Annotated in this window: 12 protein-coding genes; 7 read left to right on the plus strand and 5 right to left on the minus strand. The window is 73.6% G+C overall.

Going from position 1 to position 23,581, the window contains the following annotated elements; all coding sequences use genetic code 11:
• Positions 1-3: 3 nt before the first annotated feature.
• The gene (locus ACIBK9_RS35485) at positions 4-3,228 is read right to left on the minus strand and encodes a family 78 glycoside hydrolase catalytic domain (protein WP_397163034.1); all 3,225 of its coding nucleotides are present in this window, start codon (positions 3,226-3,228) and stop codon (positions 4-6) included.
• Positions 3,229-3,397: 169 nt separating this feature from the next.
• Here ACIBK9_RS35485 and ACIBK9_RS35490 point away from each other — a divergent pair, with 169 nt between their 5' ends.
• Complete coding sequence (locus ACIBK9_RS35490) at positions 3,398-4,435, plus strand: LacI family DNA-binding transcriptional regulator (RefSeq protein WP_387680919.1); 1,038 nt, start codon at positions 3,398-3,400, stop codon at positions 4,433-4,435.
• 89 nt (positions 4,436-4,524) lie between these two features.
• Positions 4,525-6,084, plus strand: a complete 1,560-nt coding sequence (locus ACIBK9_RS35495; protein WP_397163035.1) for a DUF5722 domain-containing protein — start codon at positions 4,525-4,527, stop codon at positions 6,082-6,084.
• 89 nt (positions 6,085-6,173) lie between these two features.
• Here the strand turns inward: ACIBK9_RS35495 and ACIBK9_RS35500 are convergent, their stop codons facing one another.
• From ACIBK9_RS35500 to ACIBK9_RS35510, 3 genes are all read right to left on the minus strand, one after another.
• Entirely contained in the window at positions 6,174-10,628 is a 4,455-nt protein-coding gene (locus ACIBK9_RS35500; RefSeq protein ID WP_397163037.1) for a ThuA domain-containing protein, read from the minus strand.
• A 211-nt stretch (positions 10,629-10,839) separates the two neighbouring features.
• The gene (locus ACIBK9_RS35505; RefSeq protein ID WP_397163038.1) at positions 10,840-12,027 is read right to left on the minus strand and encodes an ROK family protein; all 1,188 of its coding nucleotides are present in this window, start codon (positions 12,025-12,027) and stop codon (positions 10,840-10,842) included.
• A gap of 113 nt (positions 12,028-12,140) precedes the next feature.
• Complete coding sequence (locus tag ACIBK9_RS35510) at positions 12,141-13,286, minus strand: sensor histidine kinase (protein ID WP_397163040.1); 1,146 nt, start codon at positions 13,284-13,286, stop codon at positions 12,141-12,143.
• A gap of 103 nt (positions 13,287-13,389) precedes the next feature.
• Between ACIBK9_RS35510 and ACIBK9_RS35515 the strand changes: the two genes are divergently transcribed.
• From ACIBK9_RS35515 to ACIBK9_RS35535, 5 genes are all read left to right on the plus strand, one after another.
• Entirely contained in the window at positions 13,390-13,932 is a 543-nt protein-coding gene (locus tag ACIBK9_RS35515) for a helix-turn-helix domain-containing protein (RefSeq protein WP_397163042.1), read from the plus strand.
• Positions 13,933-13,935: 3 nt separating this feature from the next.
• A complete protein-coding gene (locus ACIBK9_RS35520; RefSeq protein ID WP_397163043.1) occupies positions 13,936-14,310 on the plus strand; it encodes a hypothetical protein in 375 nt (124 codons plus the stop codon).
• The gene (locus ACIBK9_RS35525) at positions 14,307-15,275 is read left to right on the plus strand and encodes an ABC transporter ATP-binding protein (protein WP_397163045.1); all 969 of its coding nucleotides are present in this window, start codon (positions 14,307-14,309) and stop codon (positions 15,273-15,275) included. The genes ACIBK9_RS35520 and ACIBK9_RS35525 overlap by 4 nt, the downstream gene beginning before the upstream one ends.
• Positions 15,272-16,069 carry an ABC transporter permease gene (locus ACIBK9_RS35530; protein WP_397163046.1) on the plus strand — a complete coding sequence of 266 codons (798 nt, stop codon included), beginning with the start codon at positions 15,272-15,274 and terminating at the stop codon, positions 16,067-16,069. The genes ACIBK9_RS35525 and ACIBK9_RS35530 overlap by 4 nt, the downstream gene beginning before the upstream one ends.
• Before the next feature lie 167 nt (positions 16,070-16,236).
• Positions 16,237-17,238 carry an alpha/beta fold hydrolase gene (locus tag ACIBK9_RS35535; RefSeq protein ID WP_397163047.1) on the plus strand — a complete coding sequence of 334 codons (1,002 nt, stop codon included), beginning with the start codon at positions 16,237-16,239 and terminating at the stop codon, positions 17,236-17,238.
• Between the two features lie 85 nt (positions 17,239-17,323).
• Here ACIBK9_RS35535 and ACIBK9_RS35540 read toward each other — a convergent pair whose 3' ends face one another.
• Entirely contained in the window at positions 17,324-23,569 is a 6,246-nt protein-coding gene (locus ACIBK9_RS35540; protein WP_397163048.1) for an RHS repeat domain-containing protein, read from the minus strand.
• Positions 23,570-23,581 lie beyond the last annotated feature (12 nt).

Consider the following 23,581-nt stretch of genomic DNA (forward strand, 5'->3'; position numbering starts at 1 on the left):
TCGTCAATGCCTCTCAGCGGGGGTGCGGAACGCGTACGAGCCCGAGCCGACCCGGTAGACCGCGGCCCCGCCGTCGAGGCGGTCGAAGGTCACGCCCTCCGCCTCGGCCGCCGGCCGGCCGCCCTCGGTCACCCGGTCCGGCGGCGCGGGCACGTGCACCTCGGCGCGGGTGTTGGGCGGCACGACGACGTCCAGGGCGAGGCCGCCGTCCGTCAGCCGCCAGGAGATCTCCACCTGGCCGTGCCGGGTGCGGTGGGCGGTCCGCGCCCAGCCGATCCCGCCGCCGGGACGGGGGCGCACGACGATGTCGGCGTAGCCGGGCGAGCCGGGGGCCAGGCCGCCGACCGTCCGGTACATCCAGTCGCCGACGGCGCCGTAGGCGTAGTGGTTGAAGGAGTTCATGCCGGGGTCCTGCAGCCCGCGGTGGTGGCTCCAGGAGTCCCAGCGCTCCCACATGGTCGTCGCGTCGCCGTGCACGACAGGGTAGAGCCAGGACGGGAAGGTGTCCTGCGTCAGCAGCCGGTAGGCCACGTCCAGCCGTCCGGTCGAGGTGAGCGCGTCCAGCAGGTACGGCGTGCCGAGGAACCCGGTCGACAGGTGGCCGCCGCGCGCCTCGACGTCACCGGCCAGCCGGGCCGCGGCCCTGGGCAGCTCGTGCTCCTCCAGCAGCCCGGCGGTGACGGCCAGCACGTACGCGGTCTGCGTGCCGCTCGCCACCACGCCGGGGCCCTCGACGAAGGCCGCGCGGAAGGCCCGGCGCACCCGTTCGTACAGCTCCAGGCAGGAGCGCCGGTCGGCGTCGCGGCCGAGCGCGGCGGCGAGCCCGGCCAGCTGCCGGGCCGACAGCGCGAAGACCGCCGTGCCGACGAGCCGTTTGGGGGTGTCGGCGCCGATCGACAGCCAGTCGCCGAACCCCTCGTCGGGGAAGATCCCGTTCTCGGAGCGCCGGTCCAGGTAGGCCAGCCAGCGCAGCATCGGCTCGAAGCAGGCGGCGACCACGCGGGCGTCGCCGCGCAGCCGGTGCAGCGCCCACGGCAGCATGATCAGCGCGTCGCCCCAGCCGGGCGAGCCGGCCTCCTTGGGGTTGGGCGACAGGCCGCGGCCCGACAGCACGTCGGGCACCACGTGCGTGACCGCGCCGTCGTCGCCCTGGGCGTCGACCACGTCGGTCAGCCAGCTCCGCAGGAAGGCGGCGGCGTCGTAGTTGAACAGGGCGGTCGGGGCGAAGGCCCAGATGTCGCCGGTCCAGCCGAGCCGCTCGTCCCGCTGCGGGCAGTCGGTGGGGACGGCCAGGAAGTTGCCGCGCTGCCCCCACACGATGTTGCGCTGCAACCGGTCGAGCCGCTCGTCGGAGCAGGTGAACTCGCCGGCCGGCTCCATCGCGGCGTGGGCCACCCTGGCCGTGATCGACTCGGGGGCCGCGCGCAGGCCGGACACCTCGGCGTACCGGAAGCCGTGGAAGGTGAACCTCGGCTCGAACGTCTCGGCCTGCTCGCCGCGGGGCAGGAACTCGTCCGTGGCGCGGGCCGAGCGCAGGTTGGCCAGGTGCAGCCCGCCCTCGTGGTCGAGCACCTCGGCGTGCCGCAGCACCACCGGGCGGTCGCGGCCGGCGCGGCCGGTGAGCCGGACCCAGCCGACCAGGTTCTGGCCGAAGTCGGCGATCCACACGCCGGGCCGCTGCTCCCACACCCGCACCGGCTCCACCTCCTCGTGCACCCGGATCGGCGGCGCGACGGAGGCGGTCACCCGGCCGGCCGGCGGGCTCACCGGCACCGCGGGCGCCCAGCCGGAGTCGTCGAACCCGGCGGCCGTCCAGCCGAGCGGCTCGGCCGCCAGGTCCTGCCGCTCGCCGTTCTGCAGGTCGGCGTAGCGGATCGCGCCGGAGCCGGCGCGCCAGTCGGAGTCGGTGCTCAGCCGGGTGCGGGTGCCGTCCTCGTGCAGGATCTCCAGCTCGGCGCGGAAGGCCAGGCGGCGGCCGTACTGGAAGGAGCCGAACCAGCTGATGTTGCCGGCGTACCAGCCGTCGGCGAGGACCGCGCCGATCGTGTTGCGTCCCTCCGACACCAGCGCCGTCACGTCGTAGGTCTGGTACGTGACGCGGTGGCGGTAGTCGGTCCAGCCGGGGGCCAGGTGGTCGGCGCCGACCCGGGCGCCGTTGAGGTGGATCTCGTAGACGCCGAGCGCGGTGGCGTACAGCCTGGCCCGGCGCACCGGCGACGGCACGCCGAACTCGCGCCGCAGGTACGGGCTCGGCCGGTCGCCGACCGGTTCACGGCCCAGCGGCGGGTCGCCGTGCAGCCCGACCTCCTCGGCCAGCCGCCAGCCGGAGTCGTCGAAGCCGGGCTGCTCGAAGCCCTCGCCCGGCCGGTCCTCGGCCCGCCACCGGCCGCCGGAGGTGACGGTCACCGTGCTCTCGCCCGCCACCGGGACGAGCTGCGGCAGCGCGGGCCGCCCCTCGACCACGACCTCCAGCCGCACGCACAGCCCCGGCCCGGCGGCCCTGATCGCGAGCACGTTCTCGCCCGAGGCCACCAGGTCGCCGGCGTCGGCCACGAAGGCGCCCGCCCGCCGCTCCCCCGCGACCCGCACCCCGTTGACGTACGCCTCGACCGACTCGGCCGGCCCGGCTGCCTGGACCGCCTGGACCGACCCGGCCGGCCCGGCCGTCTCGGTCCGGCCGCCGTCGCCGATCACCAGCCACGCCGACAGCGGCCTGGCCCCGCCCGGCACCGAGAACCGCGTCCGGAACGCCCCGGTCGGCGCCCCGGACGGGCCGAGCGGGCCGGCGACCCAGATGCGCGGCACGTTCTCCAGCGACGGCAGCCGCTCGGAGCCGGGCACCATGGGGGTGCCGATCCAGCCCGCCATCCAGCCGCCGGCCTCGCCGAGCCCTGTCTCGAACCAGTGGGCGGGGCTCCAGCCGGACCATTCGCCGTGCTCGTCGGCCACCTTGACCCGCCACTGGTAGCGCGTCCTCGGCCGCAGCGCGGCGCCGCCGTACGGGACGTCGAAGGTCGCGGCCGAGTTCACCACGCCGCTGTCCCAGACGGATTCGGCCTCCTCGTCGGCCGGATCGCCCTCCCGGGCCACGACCAGCCGGTACGCGCTCTGCGCCCGTCCACGCCCGGCCCCGGTGATCCGCCAGGAGAACTCCGGCGTGTCCACGTCGAGGCCGAGTGGTTCGGCCAGTCCTTCGACGCGCAGGTCGGTCACGGCGAGATGCGACAAGGGTACTCCTGGCTAGTTGAAACATTTCAAGCAATGCGCACCGTAGGCACCGTGAGGTACATCCGTCAATGCCCCCGGTTCCAGATGTGCAGCGCGGGTTCGTTTGGCTGAAACATTTCAACCAGTAGACTGGCCCTCTCTGCCAGGTGACCAGAAGGGCTGTCCACCGGTGACCGACATCCACAAGCCGGCCGAGCGCCGCCGGCTCAGCATGGTCGACGTCGCGGCCCATGCCGGCGTGTCCGTGGGAACGGTCTCCAACGTGCTCAACCGGCCCGAGCTGGTGGCCGAGCGCACGTTGCGCCGGGTGCGCGCCTCCATCAAGACGCTCGGCTTCGTGCCCAGCGCGCCGGCCCGGCAGCTGCGCGGCGGCTCCGGCCGCTCCGTCGGCGTGATGGTACGCGACATCGGCAACCCGTTCTTCAGCGAGGTGCTGCCGGGCATCGAGACCCGGCTGTCGCAGGAGCAGCTGCTCCTGGTGCTGTGCAGCTCCGGCGACTCGGTCGAGAAGGAGGCCCACTACCTGCAGATCCTGGAGCAGCACCGGGTGCCCGGCATCCTCATCACGCCCGCCGGGCCCGACATCTCCCACCTGGTGGAGCTGCGCCGGCGCGGCATCGGCATGGTGCTGCTCGACCGGCCGGGCGCCGACGCCCAGCTCTGCGCGGTGGCGGTGGACAACGTCCGGGGCGGCGAGCTGGCCGGCGCCCACCTGCTCGCGCTCGGCCACCGGCGCATCGCCTTCCTCAACGGGCCGCCGATCGTGCGCCAGTGCGCCGATCGGCGCGAGGGGCTGGCCAGGGCGGTGCGGGCCGCCGGGCTCGACCCCGACGAGGTGATCACCGAGGTCACGCTGCCCGCGCTGACGCCGCGCGAGGGCGAGGCGGCGCTGGAGCGGCTGCCCGCGCGCAAGGGGCCGACGGCGCTGTTCTGCGTCAACGACACGGTGGCGCTGGGCGCGCTGCGCGGGCTGGAGCGGCGCGGGGTGCGCGTCCCGCACGACATGGCGGTGCTGGGCTACGACGACGTCGAGTTCGCCGAGCTGCTGTCGCCGTCGCTGACCTCGGTCCGCCAGCCCAAGCACCAGCTCGGCCAGGCGGCCGCGGAGCTGCTGCTCACCGACGCCCGGGGCGACGCCAACCACTGGCACCAGGAGATCGTCTTCCAGCCGGAGCTCATGGTCAGGGCGTCGACCGTTCCTCAGTGACGTTTCAAGTCGGTCCGCCGCAGCGAATCGGGTCTTGCCTGGCCGCCTTCGGGGCCTCATTGTTGAGACGTTTAAATCCAGGAGGTCCCATGGGTTGGGTTGCCCGCATCGCCGCCGTCCTCTTACTTCTCCTTCCGGCCGCTCCGGCCGCCGCCGTCACCACCGCCGCCGCTCTGCCGTACCCGGTCAGGTCCGACTACCGCATCAAGGGCCTGCAACCGGACTTCTGGCCCGACAAGAACGAGATCGCCGGCAACAACGCCGGCGGCGTCGCCATGAACCTCATCTGGGCCGACTGGGAGCCCAGCGTGAAGGCGCCGCCGTGCGCGGCGGGCGCGCAGGAGTTCGGCGGCCGCTGCTTCACCGTCGGCTCGGCCGTCGACGCCGCCATCAGGGACTGGACCGCCCGCGGTCTCGTCGTCACCGCCGTCGTCTACGGCACTCCGGGCTGGGCCCGCGGGGCCCGTCCCTGCACGCCCGCCGCCCCCGGGTTCGAGAAGTTCTGCGTCCCGAACGACCCGGCCGACTACGGCCGCTTCGCCGGCATGCTGGCCCAGCGCTACGACGGGCAGCACGGCAACGGCCGCATCGCGGACTTCGTCGTCATGAACGAGGTCAACAGCAACACCTGGTTCGACATCGGCTGCGGCCAGGGCACGGCCTGCGGCACGACCGCCTGGCTGGACGCGATCGCCGCGAACTACAACGCCGCCTACGACGCCGTCATGGCCCAGCAGCCCACCGCGAAGGTGCTCACCTCGCTCGACCACCACTTCGGCACCGCCTACGACCAGCCGGCCGCCTCCGAGGCGATGTTGTCGGGCATGACCGTGCTCAAGGGCCTGGCGGCGCGGGCCGGCAACCGGGCCTGGCGGGTCGCCTACCACCCCTACCCGCCGAACCTGCTGGCGCCGCAGTTCTCCGCCGACGACTTCCCGAAGGTCACCTACGGCAACATCGGCGTGCTGGTCGGCTGGCTGCGCCAGCAGTTCCCGAACACGCCGTCGGCCTGGCAGGTGCAGCTCACCGAGAGCGGCGTGAACTCGTTGTCGCCCTCGTCGGAGGCCGCGCAGGCGTCGCAGTTGTGCAACTCCTTCCGCAACGTCCTCGGCACGCCGGGCATCGAGAGCTACGTCTGGCACCGCATGAGCGACCATCCGGACGAGACGGCGGCCGGCCTCGGCGTGGGGCTGCGCCGTACCGACGGCTCGGCCAAGCCGGCCTGGGCCACGTGGGCGCTGGCCAACCGGAACGACCTGTCGCCCCCGCAGTTGTCGTGCGGCTTCGAGCTGCTGCCCCACACCCAGCTGCGCCGCGGCTACCAGTCGAGCAAGGGGCACGTGGCCAGCTCCCGGCTGCTGCCGCCCGGCTTCACCCAGGAACGCGTGTGGAAGCTGCTGCGCGACCAGGCGGCCGGCACCGTGCCCCTGTACGAGTGCAAGGTCGGCGCGCACACCATGCTCACCCGCGACCCCGGCTGCGAGGGGCAGTTCCCGATGGGCCCGGTCGGGCACGTCTACACCAGCCAGGTGCCCGGATCGGTGGCGCTGCACCGGTGCCGGGCCGCGAGCGGCGACCACCTGGTCACGGACCAGGCGGGCTGCGAGGGCCTGATCCACGAGCAGGTCCTCGGCTACGCGCTGCCCTGACCCCGTCCCGGACCGGTGGCCGTCCAAGTGACGGCCACCGGCCCGGCGGCTGCCGGCGGCCGTCCGCGTGGGAGCCACCGGCCCGGCGGCTAACGGGCCCGCTTCGCCGGCGTCCTGGCCGCGGCGCGGACCAGGGTGAAGTCGTCGACGTCGAAGTTCGCGCCGGTGAACACCAGGTACAGCCGGGCCGCGCCGGAGGGCACGCCGGTCAGCGCCGTGGAGACGTCGGCGTAGGACTCCCAGCCGCCGGTGCCCGGCACGGTGACGGCGCCGAGCACCGGCCCGGCCGGCGAGCCGGTGCGGATCTCGAAGCCGCCCGACGGCCCCGGCGAGGCCACCCGCGCCCGGAACGCGGTGACCCCGGTGAGATCCACGTCGTAGGCCGCCCAGTCGCCCGGGTTGACGTAGCCGAGCACGGTGCCGCCGTGCGCGGGCGCGTGCGAGTAGGTGGCCACGCCCGACGCCTGCGCCCAGGTCTCGGCCTGGACGACGGAGTCCCCGGCAGGCGGGCCGAGCTCCTTGATCCGGATGTTGCGGAAGGACGCCTGGTCGGCGTCGCTGTGGTTCTGGATGCCGATGTGCCCGTTCTTCAGCGAGCGGGCCGGGTCGGTGTTGGTGAAGTCGTTGATCTTGGCGCCGTTGAGGAACACCTGGAGGCGTTCGCCCTCGACCCGGATCTCGTAGGTGTTCCACTCCCCCGGCGGGTTCAGCGCGGCGTCGCGGGCGGCGATGTCGGCGGCCTTGAAGCCGTAGACCGAGCCGGTGGTCCGGTCCGGCGCGTCGGTGGCGTCGATCTGGATCTCGTAGCCGTTGTTCACCGCCGAGGACGGGTCGGTCGAGGGCGGGAAGCCGACGAAGACGCCGGAGTTGTCGTCGCCGGCCAGCTTCCAGTCCAGCTTGAGCGAGTAGGAGGTGGTGTACTCCTTGGCCTTGTACCAGAGCAGGCCCATGCCGCCCTGCGAGGTCAGCGTGCCGCCGGCGTTGGCGAACCCGCCCGGCCCGGCCTGCTCCCAGCCGGTGGTCGAGCCGTTGTAGAGGGTGGTGTAGCCGGTCTCGGGACGGCAGTCGGCCTTGGCCTGGCCGGTGGCGTAGGCCAGGCCGCCGCGCAGGTGCTGCCGGAAGGCGGGCTCGGCGAAGGACTCCGCGGTGTGCCCGCCGCCGGTGTAGAAGGAACGCCCCCCGTCGTACGGCTTGCACCAGGCGATCGGGTGGTCGGCGCCCATCGTGCCGCCCGAGTACGTCGACTCGTCCAGGGTGGCCAGCACGTGGGCGCCGGTCCTGGCGTTGGTCCGGTAGTCGTACCACTCGTCCGTCCGCGGCCAGGTGGCGTCGAGGTGGGCGGTCGCCGGGTGGGCGCGGTCCTCGACCTTGACCGTCGCCTTCTGCACCGCGGGGTGGGCGGCGAACCAGGCGCCGACGAGACCGCCGTACCAGGGCCAGTCGTACTCGGTGTCGGCGGCCGCGTGGACGCCGGCGTAGCCGCCGCCCGCCTTGACGTACGCCTCGAACGCGGCCTGCTGCGCGGCGTCGAGCACGTCACCGGTGGTGTTGAGGAAGACCACCGCCTTGTAGGCGGCCAGGTTCGCCGAGGTGAACGCGGCCGGGTCCTCGGTGGCGGTCACGCCGAACCCGAGATCCCTGATCGCCTGGACGCCCGCCGCGATCGAGTCGTGCCGGAACCCCGCCGTCCGGGAGAAGACCAGGACGGCGGGGCCGCCGGCGGCCGGGGTCGCGGTGGTGAACCTCTGGGGCGTGCCGCCGTTGCACGTCCTGATGACGAGCTGGGCCGGGTCGGTGGCGTCGAGGCACTTGCCGAGCGCCTTGAGCGCGCCGCCCTCGGCGGTCCACTTCTGCGCGCCCGTGCCGTTGCAGGTCCAGATCTGCACCTTGGTGCCGTCGGCGCTGCTCGCCCCGGCCACGTCGAGGCACTTGCCGAGCGCCTTGACGGTCTGGCCGTCGATGGCCCAGTTCTGGGCGTTCGTACCGTTGCAGGAGTAGAGCTGCACCTTGGTGCCGTCGGCGGTGCCGGCGCCCGCGACGTCCACGCACCTGCCGTCGGCGGCGCGGATCGTGCCGATCGCCGTCGCCTCCTTGGCCAGGGTGAAGTCGTCGAGGTCGAACAGCGCCCCGGCGCCCCCGGTGAAGACCAGGTAGAGCGTGGTGGACGCGGCGGTCGCGCCGGTCAGCGGGGCCTGCACGTCGGTGAAGGTCTCCCAGCCGCCCGTCACCGGGACGGCGGCCTTGCCGAGCAGCGGCCCGGTGGGCGAGCCCGCGCGCACCTCGATGGAGCCGCCGACGCCGCCCGAGGAGACCCGCGCCCGGAACGTCCTGGCGTCGTCGAGCCGGTAGGGGGTGAAGGCGATCCAGTCGCCGTTGTGCACGTCGCCGACCGTCCTGCCGCCGTGCGCGGCCGCCTTGGAGATCTGCGAGACGCCGGACATCGTCGCGTAGTGCTCGGCCTGGCGGTGGCGGGGCTGCAGGACGTGCTGGGTGTGGGTGGTCAGGCCGCCCTTGTCGGTGTACTCGGCGTCGAAGACGGCGAAGATGTTGGCCGCGTCGTCGTGCTCGCCGTCGGCCGGGATCGTCAGCTCGCCCGCGCAGCCGTTCTTCGAGGTGATCTGGTGGCCGTGGCTGTCGTGGCCGAGCACGTACGTCATCCTCACCTTGGCGCAGTCGATCTGCGTGTCCTCGGGGTCGGTCACCCCGATCGTGAAGGGCACGGTGTCGCCCCAGGTGAACAGCGTCCCGGGGGCGGGCGTGCCGATGCTCACGGCGGGGGCGGTGTTGCCGGCCGTGATGACCACGCCGGCGGTGCCGGCGTTGCCCTGGGGGTCGCGCACGGTGAGCGTGGCGGTGAACTCCCCCTCGGTGGTGTAGGTCTTGGTGGGGTTCGGGGCGGTGGAGGTGGTGCCGTCGCCGAAGTCCCAGGCGTAGGTGAGCGCGCCGCCCTCGGGGTCGGCGGAGCCGGCGCTGGAGAAGGCCACGGTGAGCGGGAGTTTCCCGGACGTCCTGTCGGCCTTGGCGACCGCGACCGGCGAGCGGTTGCGGTCCTTGATGTACTCGACGCGGTAGAGGGCGGAGTTGGCGTCGCCGCCGAAGTAGCCGGAGCCGTAGTCGAGGACGTAGAGCGCGCCGTCGGGCCCGAAGGCCAGGTCCATGACCTGCGTGCCGGTCCAGGGGAAGGCGGCGATCTCGCCGCGCGTGCCGTCGGCGGCCACGTCGATCGCCTTGATCCACTTGCGGCCGAACTCGCCGGCGAAGAAGTGCCCGTCGAGGTCCTGGGGGAACTTGACGGCGGAGTTCAGGGCGGCGTCGTAGCGGTAGATCGGGCCGCCCATCGGCGACTCCGAGCCGCTGCCGAACTCGGGCGGCGAGCCGGCGTCGCCGCCGTACCTGATCCAGGCGGGCTTGGCGGGCGGGAGCTTGGCCAGGCCGGTGTTGCGCGGCGAGTCGTTGGCCGGGCCGCCCGCGGCGCAGTCGTACTTCTGGCCGGAGGGGCCCGAGGGGAAGGTGTAGTCGTTGTAGGTCTCGGCCAGAGTGTTGGTGCCGGTGCAGTACGGCCAGCCGTAGTTGCCGGGGCCGGTGACGCGGTCGAACTCGACCTGCCCGGCGGGCCCGCGGTTGGGGTCGGTGCTGCCGGCGTCGGGGCCGTAGTCGCCGACGTAGACCACGCCGGTGGCCTTGTCCACGGTCATCCTGAACGGGTTGCGGAAGCCCATGGCGTAGATCTCGGGCCTGGTCCGCGCGGTGCCCGGCGGGAAGAGGTTGCCCGCGGGGATCGTGTACGTGCCGTCCGCGGGGTTCACCTTGATGCGCAGGATCTTGCCGCGCAGGTCGTTGGTGTTCCCGGCGCTGCGCTGGGCGTCGTAGACGGGGTTGCGGTCGGGGCGCTCGTCGATGGGGGCGTAGCCGGCCGAGTCGAAGGGGTTGGAGTCGTCGCCGGTGGACAGGTAGAGGTTGCCCTGGGCGTCGAAGTCCATGTCGCCGCCGACGTGGCAGCACATGCCGCGGTCGGCGGCCACGTCGAGCACGGTCCGCTGGGAGGCCAGGTCGAGCGTCCAGTCGGGCTTGAGGGTGAACCGGGCCAGGCGGTTGACGCCCTGCCAGGCCGACCAGTCGGCGCCGGTGGCGGGCGCGTCGCCGGCCGGCGTGCTCAGGCGGGGGGCGTAGTAGAGGTAGACGGTCCGGTTGGCGGCGAAGCCGGGGTCCACGGCGACGCCCTGGAGGCCCTCCTCGTCGTGGGTGTAGACGGGCAACGCGCCGACCACGGTGGTCAGTCCCTGGGCGTCGGTGCGGCGCAGCGTCCCGTCGCGCGCGGTGTGCAGCACCGACAGGTCGGGCAGCACGGCCATGGTCATCGGCTCGCCCATCTCGGCGACGCCCTTGGCCAGCTCGACGCGCTGGTAGTCGGCGGGGTCGACGGCGGCGTGGGCGCGGGCGGGCGGGGCGGCCACGGGGAGCACGACCGCGCTCGACATGGCCAGGAGGACGGCGCTGACCCGCGCCGTCCATCGGGAGGCACGGGTGGGCCTGCTGGAAGGCATCGCGGAGGTTCCCTTTCCGTGGGGGGTGGACCGGGAAGGAGGGTTCCATTGGCGGACGATCGAAGAACCTTCGTAGATCGCGACAGTAGATCCGACTTTTGATGATTGTCAACGAAAGTCTGTTAAGTCCTAGACGAAACGGTTTCGGCCCGTGGCCGGAACGACGAAGCACCCCGCCTGCGCGGGCAGGCGGGGTGCTTCGCGGACGAGCTCAGCCGGCCAGGGCGCTGTCGACCGCCTCCGGAGCCAGGACGTGCTCCAGCACCATGACGGCCGCCCCGATGACGCCCGCCCGGTCGCCCAGCTCGCTGACCTGGATGCGCAGGTGCTGGGTGGCCAGCGGCAGCGAGCGCTTGTAGATGGCCTCGCGCACCCCCGCGAGCAGGTGTTCGCCGGCGTCGGCCAGGTCGCCGCCGATCACGATCGCGGCCGGGTTGAAGAAGTTGACGATCGTGGCCAGCACGTCGCCGATCTCGCGCCCGGCCTGGCGGACGAGCTGGGCGGCGTCGCGGTTGCCGGCGCGCAGCAGCGCGACGACGTCCCGGCCGCCCGCGGCGGGCACGCCGGTCGCCGAGATGCGGGCGGCCAGCGCGGCCCCGCCGGCCAGGGCCTCCAGGCAGCCCACGTTGCCGCAGTGGCACAGCACGCCGTCGTCGGCGGTGGCGACCCGGATGTGGCCGATGTCGCCGGCCGCGCCCTGCGCGCCCCGGTGGAGGCGGCCGTCGGAGATCACGCCGCAGCCGATGCCGGTGCCGATCTTGACGAAGACGAGCTGGCCGGTCGCCTGCCGCCCGGCGCGCTGCTCGCCGAGCGCCATGATGTTGACGTCGTTGTCCACGAAGACCGGCACGCCCAGCCGCTCCCCCAGCCACTCGGGCACCGGGAAACGGTCCCAGCCCGGCATGAGGGGCGGGTTGACCGGGCGCCCCGTCGGGTACTCGACCGGGCCCGGCAGGCCGATGCCCGCCCCGCACACGTCGGCCAGGTCGCGCCCGCTCTCGTCGAGCAGGTCGGCGAACGTGCGCGCGAGCCGCCCGAGCGTCGCCTCGGGGCCCTCGTCGATCGGCGCGTCGGCGGTGCGCTCGGCCAGCACCGTGCCGCCGAGGTCGGTGATCGCCACCCGCTCGTGCGTGACGCCCAGGTCGGCGGCCAGGACGAGCCGGGCGGTGCGGTTGAAGGCGAACATGGCCGCGGGCCGCCCGCCCGAGGAGATGGCCTCGTCGGCGGGCAGCACCCAGCGGTGGCGGAGCAGCGCGTCGAGGCGCAGGGACACGGTGGACCGGGCCAGGCCGGTGAGCTGGACCAGCTCGGTCCGGGTGCGCGGCGGCCCGTCCCGCAGCAGGGAGAGCAGCGCGCCGGCCCCCGCCGTCGCGCCGTTGAGCGTGTCCAGAGTCAACACCAGCCTCTCCGCCGATGACGGCAGCCACTTCAGAGGAGCCCAAGTCTATCTTCGCCGAATGGCGCACGACTTATGGCTGAGCATCGACATAAGCCCGCCGATCCCGCGGACGATCACGTCGCCAGCGGGAGCCTCAGGACGAAGCGGGCGCCACCCGGGTGGTCGGCCACGAACAGATCGCCTCCGTAGGCGTGGGCGATCTCGCGGGCGATCGGCAGGCCGAAGCCGGAGCCGCCCGCGTCCAGCGAGCGCGCCTGCTCCTGCCGGTACAGCCGGTGGAAGATGCGCTCCCGCTCCTCGGGCGGGATGCCGGGCCCGTCGTCGATGACCTCCAGGACGGCGTACGGCGGCGCGGCGGCGACCACGAACTCGATCCTGCTGGTGGTGTGGCGTTCGGCGTTGGCCACCAGGTTGGACAGCAGCCGGGCCAGCCGGACCCGCGAGGCCCGGACCACCACGTCCTGCTCCAGCCGGGTGTGGACGGACGCGCTCGGCGGATGCGCGTCCAGCTCCTCCACCACCAGGCGGGCCAGGTCGACGAGGTCGGCGCCGGGCGGCGGGGCGGTGTAGAGGCGGGCCAGGGCGAGCAGGTCGCCGACGATGTCGTTGAGCCGCTCGGCGTCCCGGTGCAGGCTGCGCAGGGTCCGGCGGAGGTCGGCGCCGGGGTCGGACAGGGCCTCCTCCAGCTCGGTCAGCAGGCCGGTGATCGGGTTGCGCAGGTCGTGGGCGGCGTCGAAGACGAACCGCTGCTGGTGCTCGATCGTCTCGTGCAGCATGGAGACCTTCTGCTGCTCCTGGCGGTAGGCCTGGTGCAGCAGCGCGTCGGGCTTCAGGGGGCCGGAGGCGCGGCCGTCGGGGCGGGCGGCGGGCCGGGGTTCGAGCGACCCGGTGACGTCCCCGAAGACGACGACGATCTCCGTCACCTCGCCCGACGGGCCGAGCACCGGGGCGTTCGCCAGCCGCCAGTGGCGCCGGCCGGGCGGATCCCAGTCGTCGCGCAGCAGCGGCACGACGTCGCCGGCGGCGGTGGCGGCCACCCGCTCCAGCGAGGCGCCCACCTTCGCCGCCCCCGACCCGCTCAGGCCGCCCAGCACGGGGGCCGCGCCGAGCAGGGCGCGGCCGACGACCTCCGCCCGGTCCTGGCCGGTCATCCGCAGGTAGGCGTCGTTGACGGCGAGCACGACCTGACTCCGGGTGAGCAGCATGCAGGGACACGGCAGCGCCTCGAACGCCGCCTGGTATCCGACCGTCGCTCCCATCACCGGGTCCCCCTCGGGCGTCACATACCCCCATAAGGCCACTGACATGCGGAAATGCCGCAGCCGTGTCATTCTCATTCTCGATAGTGATAACGTGTGAAACGTGACGACCTCGACAGAGCGCTGGGCCGAGCTGGCGCTGCATCCCGTGCGCATCCGCATCCTGCGCGCCGTCGCCGGGGGCCGCCGTACGCCCTCCGACCTGGCGGGCCTGCTGCCCGACGTGCCGCAGGCGACGCTCTACCGGCAGATCGCGACGCTGGCCAAGGCCGGGATGCTGGAGGTGGTCGAGGAGCGCAAGGTCGGCGGGGCGACCGAACGGGTCTACGCAGTGCCCGAGGGCGGCCTGACGCCGTCCCCCGAGGCGCTGGCCGCCGCGTCGGCGGAGGACCACGCGCGGTGGTTCACCGCGTTCGCCGGCAGCCTGCTGTCGGAGTTCGCGCGCTACCTCGACCGGGACCGCGTCGACCTGGCCGCCGACGGCGCCGGATACCAGCAGGTGGTCCTGCACCTGGACGACGAGGAGTTCGTCGCCTTCGCCACGGGGTTCGCCGAGCTGGTGCGCCCTCTGCTGGCGAACGAGCCGGGAGAGGGGCGTACGCCGCGCTTGCTGGCGACCGTCCTGCTTCCCCTGAAGGAAGGCTGAACTGTGGCAACGGTATGGGTGGACGAGGGTCAGGTCACGATCGAGTTCGGGCGCTGGGAGCGGTTCCTCACCGGTCACGGCCGGTACGCGTGCCCGGTCGCGTCCGTGCGGGAGGTGCGGGTCGCGGGCGAACCGCTGCGCGTCCCGCGCGGCGCGCGCAAGGGGCTGAGCGTGGCGGGCCACGTCAAGATCGGCGTGTGGGGCCTGTTCGGCGGGCGGCGGCAGCTCGTGTCGGTGACCGGTGACACGCCGGCGGTGCACCTGCTGCTCGATCGTGCCGCGTCCGGCGGCGAGTTCGACGAGGTGGTCGTCTCGGTCCCCGACGCCGGCCGGGCCGCCGCCGCGGTCCGGGCCGCGGTGCGGGCGGCGGTCGCGTGACCGGCGTCGAGGTCACCGGCCTGACCAAGCGGTACGGCGCGCTGACCGCCGTCGACGACCTCAGCTTCACGGTCCGGCCCGGGGCGGTCACCGCGTTCCTCGGCCTCAACGGCGCCGGGAAGACCACGACGATGCGCATGATGGTCGGCCACGTCACCCCCACCCGCGGCGGCGTGACGATCGGCGGCCGACGCTACCGTGACCTGCCGCGACCGACCACCGTGGTGGGCGCGACCTTCGACGCCGCCTCCTTCCACCCCCGTCATTCGGTCCGCGACCATCTGCGCGTCTACGCCGCGATGGGCGGCCATCCCGATCGCCGGGTCGGCGACCTGCTGGGCCTGGTGGGCCTGGCCGGAGCCGCCGGGCGGGCGACCGGCGCCCTGTCCACCGGGATGCGGCAGCGGCTCAACCTGGCCACCGCCCTGCTCGGCGACCCCCGGGTGCTGCTGCTGGACGAGCCGGGCAACGGCCTGGACCCCGAGGGGGCGGCGTGGCTGCGCTCGTTCCTGCGCGAGATGGCCGCGCAGGGCCGGGCGGTGCTGGTCTCCAGCCACGTGCTGGCCGAGGTGGAGCAGGTCGCCGACGACGTGGTGGTCATCGGGCGGGGGCGGCTGCTGGCCGCCGGCCCCCTGCGCGAGCTGTGCGGCACCGAGCCGGACGTGCTGGTGCGCACCCCCGACGCCGCCGCCCTGCGCACGGCGCTGGCCGCCGAGGCCGCGCAGGTGGACGTGGCCGGCCCGCACGACCTGCGGGTCCGCGGCCTCGATCCGGCGCGGGTCGCCGCCCTGGCCGCGGCGCACGGGCTGCCGGTGCACGGCCTGACCACCGAACGCCCCACCCTGGAACGGCTCTTCCTCGGCCTCACCGGCCAGACGGCGGGCGTGCGGGAGCGGGCGGGCGCGGGCGGGGAAGCGGCGGGCGCGCCGGATGAGGCGGGCGCGGACGGGGAGGCGGCGGCATGACCGGGTTCGTGCGGGCGGAGTTCCGGCGCCTGCTGGCCACCAGGATGTGGTGGGGCATGCCGCTGGCGGCCGTCCTGCTCGGGGGCGGTCTGATCGGGCTGCTGGCCCTGGTCGGGCCGGAGAACTTCGAGCCGCCGATGCCGGGGCTGGACACCGAGGCGGGGGTGCGGGCCGTCCTGGGGTTCCTCGGGTTCACCGCCTTCGTGCCGGCCGCCGTCGGGACGCTCGCCGTCACGTCGGAGTACCGGCACCGCACGGTGAACTTCACCTTCCTGTTCGCGCCGGACCGGTGGCGGGTGCTGGTGGCCAAGCTCGTCGCCTACGCCGTGGCGGGCCTGGCGTACGGGCTGGTGCTGGCCGGGACGGCCGGGGCGGCGCTGTTCGGCGTGGCCGCGGCCCGCGGCGTCGAGCTGGGCCTGCCCGCCGGGACGATCGTGGCGCTGCTGGCCCGGCTGGGGGTGGCGATGGCGGTCTACGTGGTGCTGGGCGTGGGCATGGGCGCGCTGATCCGCAACCAGGTCGCGGCGCTGTGCGTGGTGATCGGCTACCTGTACGGCGGCGAGCTGGCGCTGATCATGATCCCCGGCGTGCGGGAGTTGTACCCGTGGCTGCCCGGCGGCGCGACCTCGGCGCTGACCGACTTCACCGCCGTGGCCGACGCGCTGGCCGCCCAGTTGTCGAGCGAGCCGGTCCGGCTGCTGTCACCGGCCGCCGGGGCGCTGGTCCTGCTGGCGTACGCGGCGCTGGCGAGCGCGGCCGCCGTCCTGCGGCCGCTCCGCCGCGACGTGGCCTGACCCGGCCCCGGCCCGGCCGGTGGCGCCTTGCCGATGCGGGCCCGGCCGGTGACGGCCTTACCGGTGAAGGCCCGCCCGGTGACTGCCTTGCCGGTGCGGGCCCGGCCGGTGGCGGGCGGGAACATTCGTACAAGCCGGCGGGGCGGGTGGCCCGCGACAGTGTGGCCATGATGACTTCCCAAGAGGTCCGGACCCCGGCCCGCCCGGCGGCCGGGCGGCGCGCGAAGGGCCGCGGCCGACGTCGTCGCGTCGTGGCGGCCGTGCTGCTCGCGGTCGCCGTGCTGCTCCTGGCGAACACGCTGGTGGTGTCGGGGCAGGAGGCCGCGGGCGAGTCGAACGTGCCCCTCGACGGCGGCGGCCTGTACGTCCGCCAGGACGGCCCCGCCGGCGCCCCGGCGCTCGTGCTGATCCACGGCCTGGCCGGCTCGACCCGCTGGTGGGACCCGGTGGTCCCGGAACTGGCGCGGTCGCATCGCGTGATCCGCATCGACCTGCTCGGGCACGGCCGGTCGGCCAAACCGGCCGGCGGCGGCTACACCGTCGCCGAGCAGGGACGGCGGGTCGGCGCGGCGCTGGACCGGCTCGGCGTGCGGCACGCGGTCGTGGCCGGCCACTCCACCGGCGGCTCGGTCGCCACCGCGCTCGCCGAGCAGCGAGGCGACCTGGTGACCGCGCTCGCCCTCGTCGACTCCGGGCCCGGCCTGGACGCCTTCGTCTCCGACGGGTTCGTCGGCGAGCTGCTGTTCGTGCCCGTCGTCGGGCAGCTGCTGTGGCGGTTGCGCACCGACGGCCTCCTCCTGCGGGGCCTGGAGACCGCGTTCAGCCGCCCCGGCTACCGGATCCCGCCCGAACTGGTCGAGGACGTGCGCGGCCTCACCTACCACTCGCTCACCACGACCTCGAAGGCCGCCGAGGAGTACCTGCGGCAGCGCACGCTGCCCGACCGGCTGGCCGTGCTCGGCAAGCCGCTGCTGGTGATCTTCGGCCAGGACGACCGGAGATGGCGTTCGTCCTCGGCCGCCGGCTACCGGGCGGTCCCCGGCGCGGCCGTCGAGCTGCTGCCCGGGGTCGGGCACTCCCCCATGCTGGAGGACCCGGCCCGGACGGCGGCGTCCCTGCTGGCCTTCGCCACGGCCCACGACGTGCCGCCGGACGCGGCGGCCGGATGACCACCGCGTCCGGAGGACCACCGCGTCCGGCGGGTGAGCCCCGGGCGCGGGGACCTGGTTCGGTCCGCGTGCCCGGGGCCGGGGATCAGAAGAAGCCGCCGAGGAAGTCGTCCAGGCCGCTCTGGTCGATCCATCGGGTGACCCGGGCGCCGGTCTCGGCGATCGTGCCCGTCCGGGTGTTCTCCGGCTCGATCTTCTCCGGTTTGAAGATCTGCTTCTCCGCCTGCCCGGAGCCCTGGGGCCTGGTCAGGCTGGGTGGCGGCGGCCCGTCCGGGTACATCTTGCCGTCGCGGTAGACGGTGTAGGACTGGGTCGGCTGCGTGGTGCCGTCGTTCCGGTAGACCTGGCTGGGTCTCGGCTGCGCCGGCTGCCTGGCGGCCTTCGGCGGCGACTGCCGTTGCACCGCCCGATGACTGGTCGGACGCTGTGCCGGGCGCCGCGCCGCCTGGGCGCGGCGGGCCTGGGCCGCCCGGTAGCGGTTGCGCGCCCGCGCCGCCTGCGTGGCCCGCCGCTTGGCCGCCGCCTCGGCGGCCTTCCTGCGTGCCTCCCTCTTGGCCGCCGCCGCGGCCCGTCTCTTGGCCGCCGCCGCGGCCGCCTTCCTGGCCTTCTCCGCCGCCTTCTTCCTCGCCGCGGCCAGCGCCCTGCGCTTGGCCGCCGCCGCGGCCTTCTTCTTGGCCGCCTCCAGCGCCTTCTTCCTGGCCAGCGCCGCCGCCCGCCGCTTGGCCGCCGCGATGGCCGCGCGCCGCGCCGCCGCCCGGGCCGCCGCGAGCGCCGCCCGCCGGGCCGCCGCCTGCGCCAGCTTCCTGGCGATGATCCGCGCCGCGATGCGCGCCGCGATGCCGACGGCGATCCAGAACAGCTGGCCGTCGGGGTCGCTCATGCTGACGGGGCTGTTGTTGGCGTAGGCGTAGGCGTTGAGCTGCTGCGGGTCCTCCTCGTCGATGATGGGGTCGACCGACAGGAAGCGGCCGTTCTTCGGGTCGTACTCGCGCGCGCCCAGGTGCACGAGCCCGGTCGTCGGGTCCTTGGTGCCGCCGACGAACGACCGCTGCCCCGGCCACCATGGCGGCGGCGATCCCCGGTCCTCGCCGAACGGCGTCATCCGCCGGACGGCCAGCTCCCCGGTGCCGCCGTTCACCGCGGCCTGCGCGGTGCCCTGGTGGTCGGCGGCCAGGAAGTAGACCTGGTTGTCGGGCGTGCGGACCGCGATCGGCTCGCCGTTGATGGTGTAGTAGCGGGTCTGCTCGACGGCGTCCTTGGCGAAGTCGAAGCGCAGCTCCATGTCGTCCACGTACAGGGTGGCGTCCGTGGCGGTCTTGCGCAGCAGCCGGTCGCCGTCGGCGTCGTAGAGGAACGACGTCGTCTTGCCGGCCTCCGTGACCGACTCCAGGTTGCCCTCGGCGTCCCAGACGAGGGTCTGGTCGGACGTGCCGACCTTGCGCCTGGTGGTGTTGCCGGCCTCGTCGTAGGCGAACAGGTCGGCCCCGATGCTCTGCACCGCGTGCGGCTGCTTGGCGCCGGCCGCCGGGTAGACCGAGGTGCGCACGGTCTCGGCCGCGCCGCCCCAGGCGTGCTTGGTCTCCTTGACCCGGTTGCCGGTGGAGTCGTAGGCGTAGCTGACCGCGTACGGCGCCACGCCGCCGATCTTGTCGGAGGCCGGCGTGCCGCTGGCGCAGTCGTCGTTGGCCGTCCACGCCGAGGTCATCCGGCGCAGGTGGTCGTAGGTGAAGCACTGCGTGTCCTGGCCGCCCGCCCGTTCGGCGATCTTGGTGATGTTGCCGGCGGCGTCGTAGGCGTAGTTGAGGTCGAGGTCGGTGGCGGCGGCGCCCTCCCGGTCCAGCCGCATCCTGGTCAGCCTGCGGGTGGACTCGTCATGGGTGTAGGTGAGCCAGGTCTTCTTGCCGCCGGAGCCCAGCTCGTACTGCAGGGTCTCGCCGAGCTTGGAGTAGCGGGTCGCGGTCACGTACGACGACAGCCCGCTGACCTTGGTCGGCTGGCTGAGCTCGTCGTAGGAGTAGACCACCGACTCGGCCTCCAGCCCGCCCCCGGCCGGGAAGCTGACCGACTGCACCTGGTCGTCGAGGGTGTAGCGGGTGTTGAGCACGTACGAGCCGGCCAGCTTGCCCTCCCGCTCGGGGACGGTCACCGTCTCGCGCAGCGTGCGGTAGTCGGAGTCGATGGCGTTGATCTCCGCCTTGTACGCCTGCCCGCCCGCGTACCGGATGCTGGCGTTCATGTGGCCCTTGGCCAGCGCGTCGTACTTCCACTCGGCCAGCAGCGCGCCGGTGGCCGAGCCGTCGCGCAGCTCCTTCTTGCGGCCGAGCTCGTCGTAGACGTACCAGAGGGTCTTGCCGCGGGCGTCGGTGGTGCTCACCAGCTCGTCGGCGTCGTTGTACGTCATCGTGGTGACGCCCTTGTCCGGGTCCTCCGTCTTGATCTCCCGGCCGCGCACGTCGTAGTGGTGGCGCCACACGTTGCCCGCGGCGTCGGTCACCGTGGACAGGCGGCCGGCGGGGTCGTAGGTGTACTTGGTGGACTCGTACGGGCCCGTCGGGGTGGCGCCCTTGTACTGGCGCAGCTCGATGAGCCGGTCGTCGGCGTCGCCGATGCGGGTCGTCGCGGTGCCGCCCGCCGGCGGCGTGATGTTGACGCGGTCGCCCTGCTGGGTGGCCGAGACGCGGTACTTCTCCACGCCCTTGGCCTTGAGGATCTGGGCGTTGACCTCGCCGGCGCCGTCGAAGACCGACACGACCTGCGTGGGCACGTCGGTGTCGGCGACCGCGAGCAGCTCGGTGGCGGGGGTGCCGGTGGCGAAGTAGCCGGTGTTGGACTTGCTCACCTCGCCGAGCGAGTTGTAGAAGGTGTCGGTGATCGTGCGCCCGTCGCGCAGCGCCGGGTCCTGCGTCTGGTCGTCGCGGGGGGCGGGTTCCTGCGTCTGGCGCTCGCGCATCAGGCCGTCGTACAGCTCGTGGCTGACGGTGTAGCCGCCGTCGGCGCGCAGCGTCTTGGTGGTGACGACGCTGGGGCCGTCGGTGCGCATGGTGTAGGCGTACTCGGTGCTGGGCGACTGGCCGGCGGCCTTGCTGCGGTCCGGCTGCCAGACCTTGACCAGGCGGCCGAGCGCGTCGTGCTCCATGTCGGTGCGCCGGCCGTTGGCGTCGACCTCGGCGACCGGCTCGCCCCAGGCCGGCTCGACGAGGGTGCGCTCGACGTGGCCGAGCTGGTTGGTCTCGACGATCTCCGTGGCCTGGGCGCCGGTGGCCGGGCTGTAGGTGATGGTGGACTTCGTCCCGACCGGGCCGGTCTCGCTGGTCTCGCGGCCGTAGACGTCGTAGGTGTGGGTGCTGTCGGTGACGGTCGACCCGTCGGCCGCGCCGAGCTGCTGGACGGTGGTCACGTCGCCCTTGGTGGGCGCCTGGCCGTAGGCCTTGTTGTCGTACTGGACCCGTTCGTCGGAGATCACCTCTCCGGCGGCCAGGGCCGAGACGGCGGTGCCGCAGCCCGCGGCGACCTTCTGGATCCTGCTGGCGTAGTCGAGCATCCAGGCGGTGTCGTTGCGGGCGTAGGTGTAGCGGGTGCACTGGTCGTCGTCGGCGGTGGCCAGGTCGCCCTTCTCCTCCACCTGGGTGAGCAGGCCCTTGGCGTCGTACGAGCGCTCCTCGCCGGTACGCCGCCACGCCCCGCCCGCCAGCGCCGTGCGGGTCACCATCGACTTGGGCTCGACCACGTAGGCGGTCTTGGTGACGCCGCCCTGCGTGGACTCGGCGGTCTTGAGCGACCAGGGCTCCTCGGCGGTCGCGGTGAGCACCGTCGCGCTGTCGCCGTCGTAGAGGATCTCCTCGCGTTCGAAGCCGGACAGCTGGTCGAGGTCGTCCAGCTTGCCGCCCTCGGTGTCGACGACCTGCGCGACGCGCTTGGAGCCGTCGGCCTGCTTGTCGCCGTGCATGCCGCGGAAGTACCTGAACTCGGTGAGCGTGCGCCGGGTGTCCTGCCCGTCGCCCTCACGCACCCGGACGCGCCCGAACCCGCGCCAGTCCGACCAGGTGCGCTGCTCGGGCTTGACGAGGATGTTGTCGGCGTAGTGCCAGGCCGCGCCGTCGAGGTACTCGTAGTCGGTGACCACGTTCGGCGAGCCGGCGACGCGGTCCACCTCGACGGTCTGGGTGACGACGTACTTGTGGAACCAGTCGGTGACCTCGCCCTCGTCGGGCGGCGCCCAGCGCTGCGGGAAGCACAGCCGGTTGTTCTTGTCGGCCGCGGCGGGCACGTCGCCGGGCTTGCAGTCGGCCGCGGCGTAGTTGACCCGCAGCTCGCCGCCGGTCTCGTTGTTCACCGCCTGGACCCGCCACTTGACCAGCGGCGCGCGTCCCTCGTTGGCGTCCACCCGGTTGGGCAGCTGCACGCCGCTGAAGGTGATCTTCGGCATGGTGAGGGTGCCGCCCACGTGGCCGCTCTGCTGCACCGAGGCCAGCCACAACGACGGGCTGAGGCCGTCGCCCGTGGCGGGGAACTGGTGGGTCAGCGTCCACGAGTCGACCGGGCTGTACTGGCCGGAGGCGTTGAGCACCTGCGTGGTGACCTTGGCCAGGCGCTTGCGCGAGAAGAACGTCGGCGACAGCCGGTCGGTGCACTTGACCCCGGCGTCGCAGATCTGGTCGAACGGCACGTCCGGCCAGGACGCCGCGGTCTCCTTCTTGAGCTGGTCGGCGGCGCAGGTGACGGTGCCGGAGGGCAGGCAGCGCTCGGCCACGTCGAAGACCACCCGGGCGGCCGGGGCCTTGGTGAACAGCTCGTTGCTCAGGTAGCCGTAGTCGACGCGGGTGAGGTACGCGCCGCGCACGTACACGGTGCCCAGCTCGGGCTTCATGCTGCGGCCGTAGTAGTTCTTCTCGTTCTCGTACCAGTACGTGGTGGCGTTGCCGTGGGTGTCGACCGCGTAGTCGAGGTTCCACCGGTAGGCCTGCTGGCACCAGGCGTCGGCGGGGGTGCTGGAGTAGCACGGCTCGCCGCTGTTGTTGCCGAACACCGGCACGGTCTGCACCGACTTGGTCTCCGGCTTGCCGGTGACCCAGCCGGGCAGGCGGTTCAGGCCGAAGCTGTACTGGGTGCCGTCGGCGGTGGTGACCCGCCAGTACTCGCCGTTGTTGTCGCCGTTGGCGGCTCCGGTGAGGTACTCGATGCGGGTGCCGTCGTCGCGCTTGGGCCGCCACTGCTTGGTGGTGGCGTCCTTGACCAGCTCGACGGCGGAGTTGCCGAGCGACAGGGTGGCGTTGTCCTGGTCCCAGCACAGGTCGCCGGTCTTCTTGCCGTCGATCATGCATGCCTTGTAGCGGCGTTCGACGTAGCCGCTGGGGTTCAGCTCGAAGCCCTCCCCCACCCAGGACGGCTGGTTGTTGGTGGAGACGGTGCGGCCGTCCACGCTCTGGGAGGAGTAGTCGAGCGACAGGTCGGGCTCGTCGCCGCCCAGGGCGGGCGGGGTGCGCAGGTCGTAGCTCCAGGAGAAGTCGCCGGACTGGTTGCCGACGCTCCAGCTCGCCGAGGCGGCCAGCGAGGTGGCGGCGTGATCGCCCGACGGGCCGGAGGCGGCGGCGGTCACGGCGTACAGGCCGGTGGTCTCGACCTCGGCGGTCAGCTTGCCCGCCTTGGCGTCGTTGTCGCTCCTGACCGGCCGCGGCGCGGCGCAGGTGGCGGCGGCCTTGGCGTCGAGCGCGCACTCGTCGAGCTTGACCATGCGCAGCCGGGCGCCGTAGTCGCCGCCGAAGGCGTACCGGAAGCCGGAGTAGTCGATCTCCAGCCGGGTCTTGCCGGACGCCTTGGCCGCCGTGACGCCCTGGCCGGGCGAGACGCGCATCGCGACGCCGAGCAGGTCGGTCCTGAGCAGCTCGACCTTGACCGGGACGGCCTCGGCCGCGGCCACGCCCTTGGCAGCGGGGGCCAGCCGCACCGGGAACCCGGCGGAGAGCGTGGCGGCACTCTCGGCGCCGCCCAGCTCGGCGGTGCCGGCGGCGGGCCAGGCGACCTTGGGCGGCGCCTTCCACGCCTGTTCGGCGGCGGGATCGGCGAGCGGCGGCAGGACGGGCACCTTCCCGCCCTTGACCGGCGTCTCCTTCTGCACCGTGGGCGCCTTGCGGGGCGCGGCGGAGGCGGGCATCGCGTACGCCATGGGCGCCAGGAGCACGACCGTGAGCACGGTCGCCAGCCTGCGCGGCCAGGCGGTCTCGGGCTTGACGCCCTCGAAGCGGTTCCAGCGGGGGTCGGGGGCGTCGGGCTCGGCGGCGGGCTGCTGAAAACGATTCCAGTTGGGCTCTGGCAGGTCTAACTCACTGTCCACGGATTCTCCCAG

The sequence above is a fragment of the Nonomuraea sp. NPDC050227 genome, from assembly GCF_044459705.1.
Taxonomy (GTDB): Bacteria; Actinomycetota; Actinomycetes; order Streptosporangiales; family Streptosporangiaceae; genus Nonomuraea.

Coding starts and splice junctions, on each gene's coding strand:
- ACIBK9_RS35495 (WP_397163035.1), top strand. CDS start 4,525: ATGGGTTGGGTTGCCCGCATCGCCGCCGTCCTCTTACTTCTCCTTCCG.
- ACIBK9_RS35500 (WP_397163037.1), bottom strand. CDS start 10,628: ATGCCTTCCAGCAGGCCCACCCGTGCCTCCCGATGGACGGCGCGGGTC.
- ACIBK9_RS35510 (WP_397163040.1), bottom strand. CDS start 13,286: ATGGGAGCGACGGTCGGATACCAGGCGGCGTTCGAGGCGCTGCCGTGT.
- ACIBK9_RS35530 (WP_397163046.1), top strand. CDS start 15,272: ATGACCGGGTTCGTGCGGGCGGAGTTCCGGCGCCTGCTGGCCACCAGG.
- ACIBK9_RS35535 (WP_397163047.1), top strand. CDS start 16,237: ATGATGACTTCCCAAGAGGTCCGGACCCCGGCCCGCCCGGCGGCCGGG.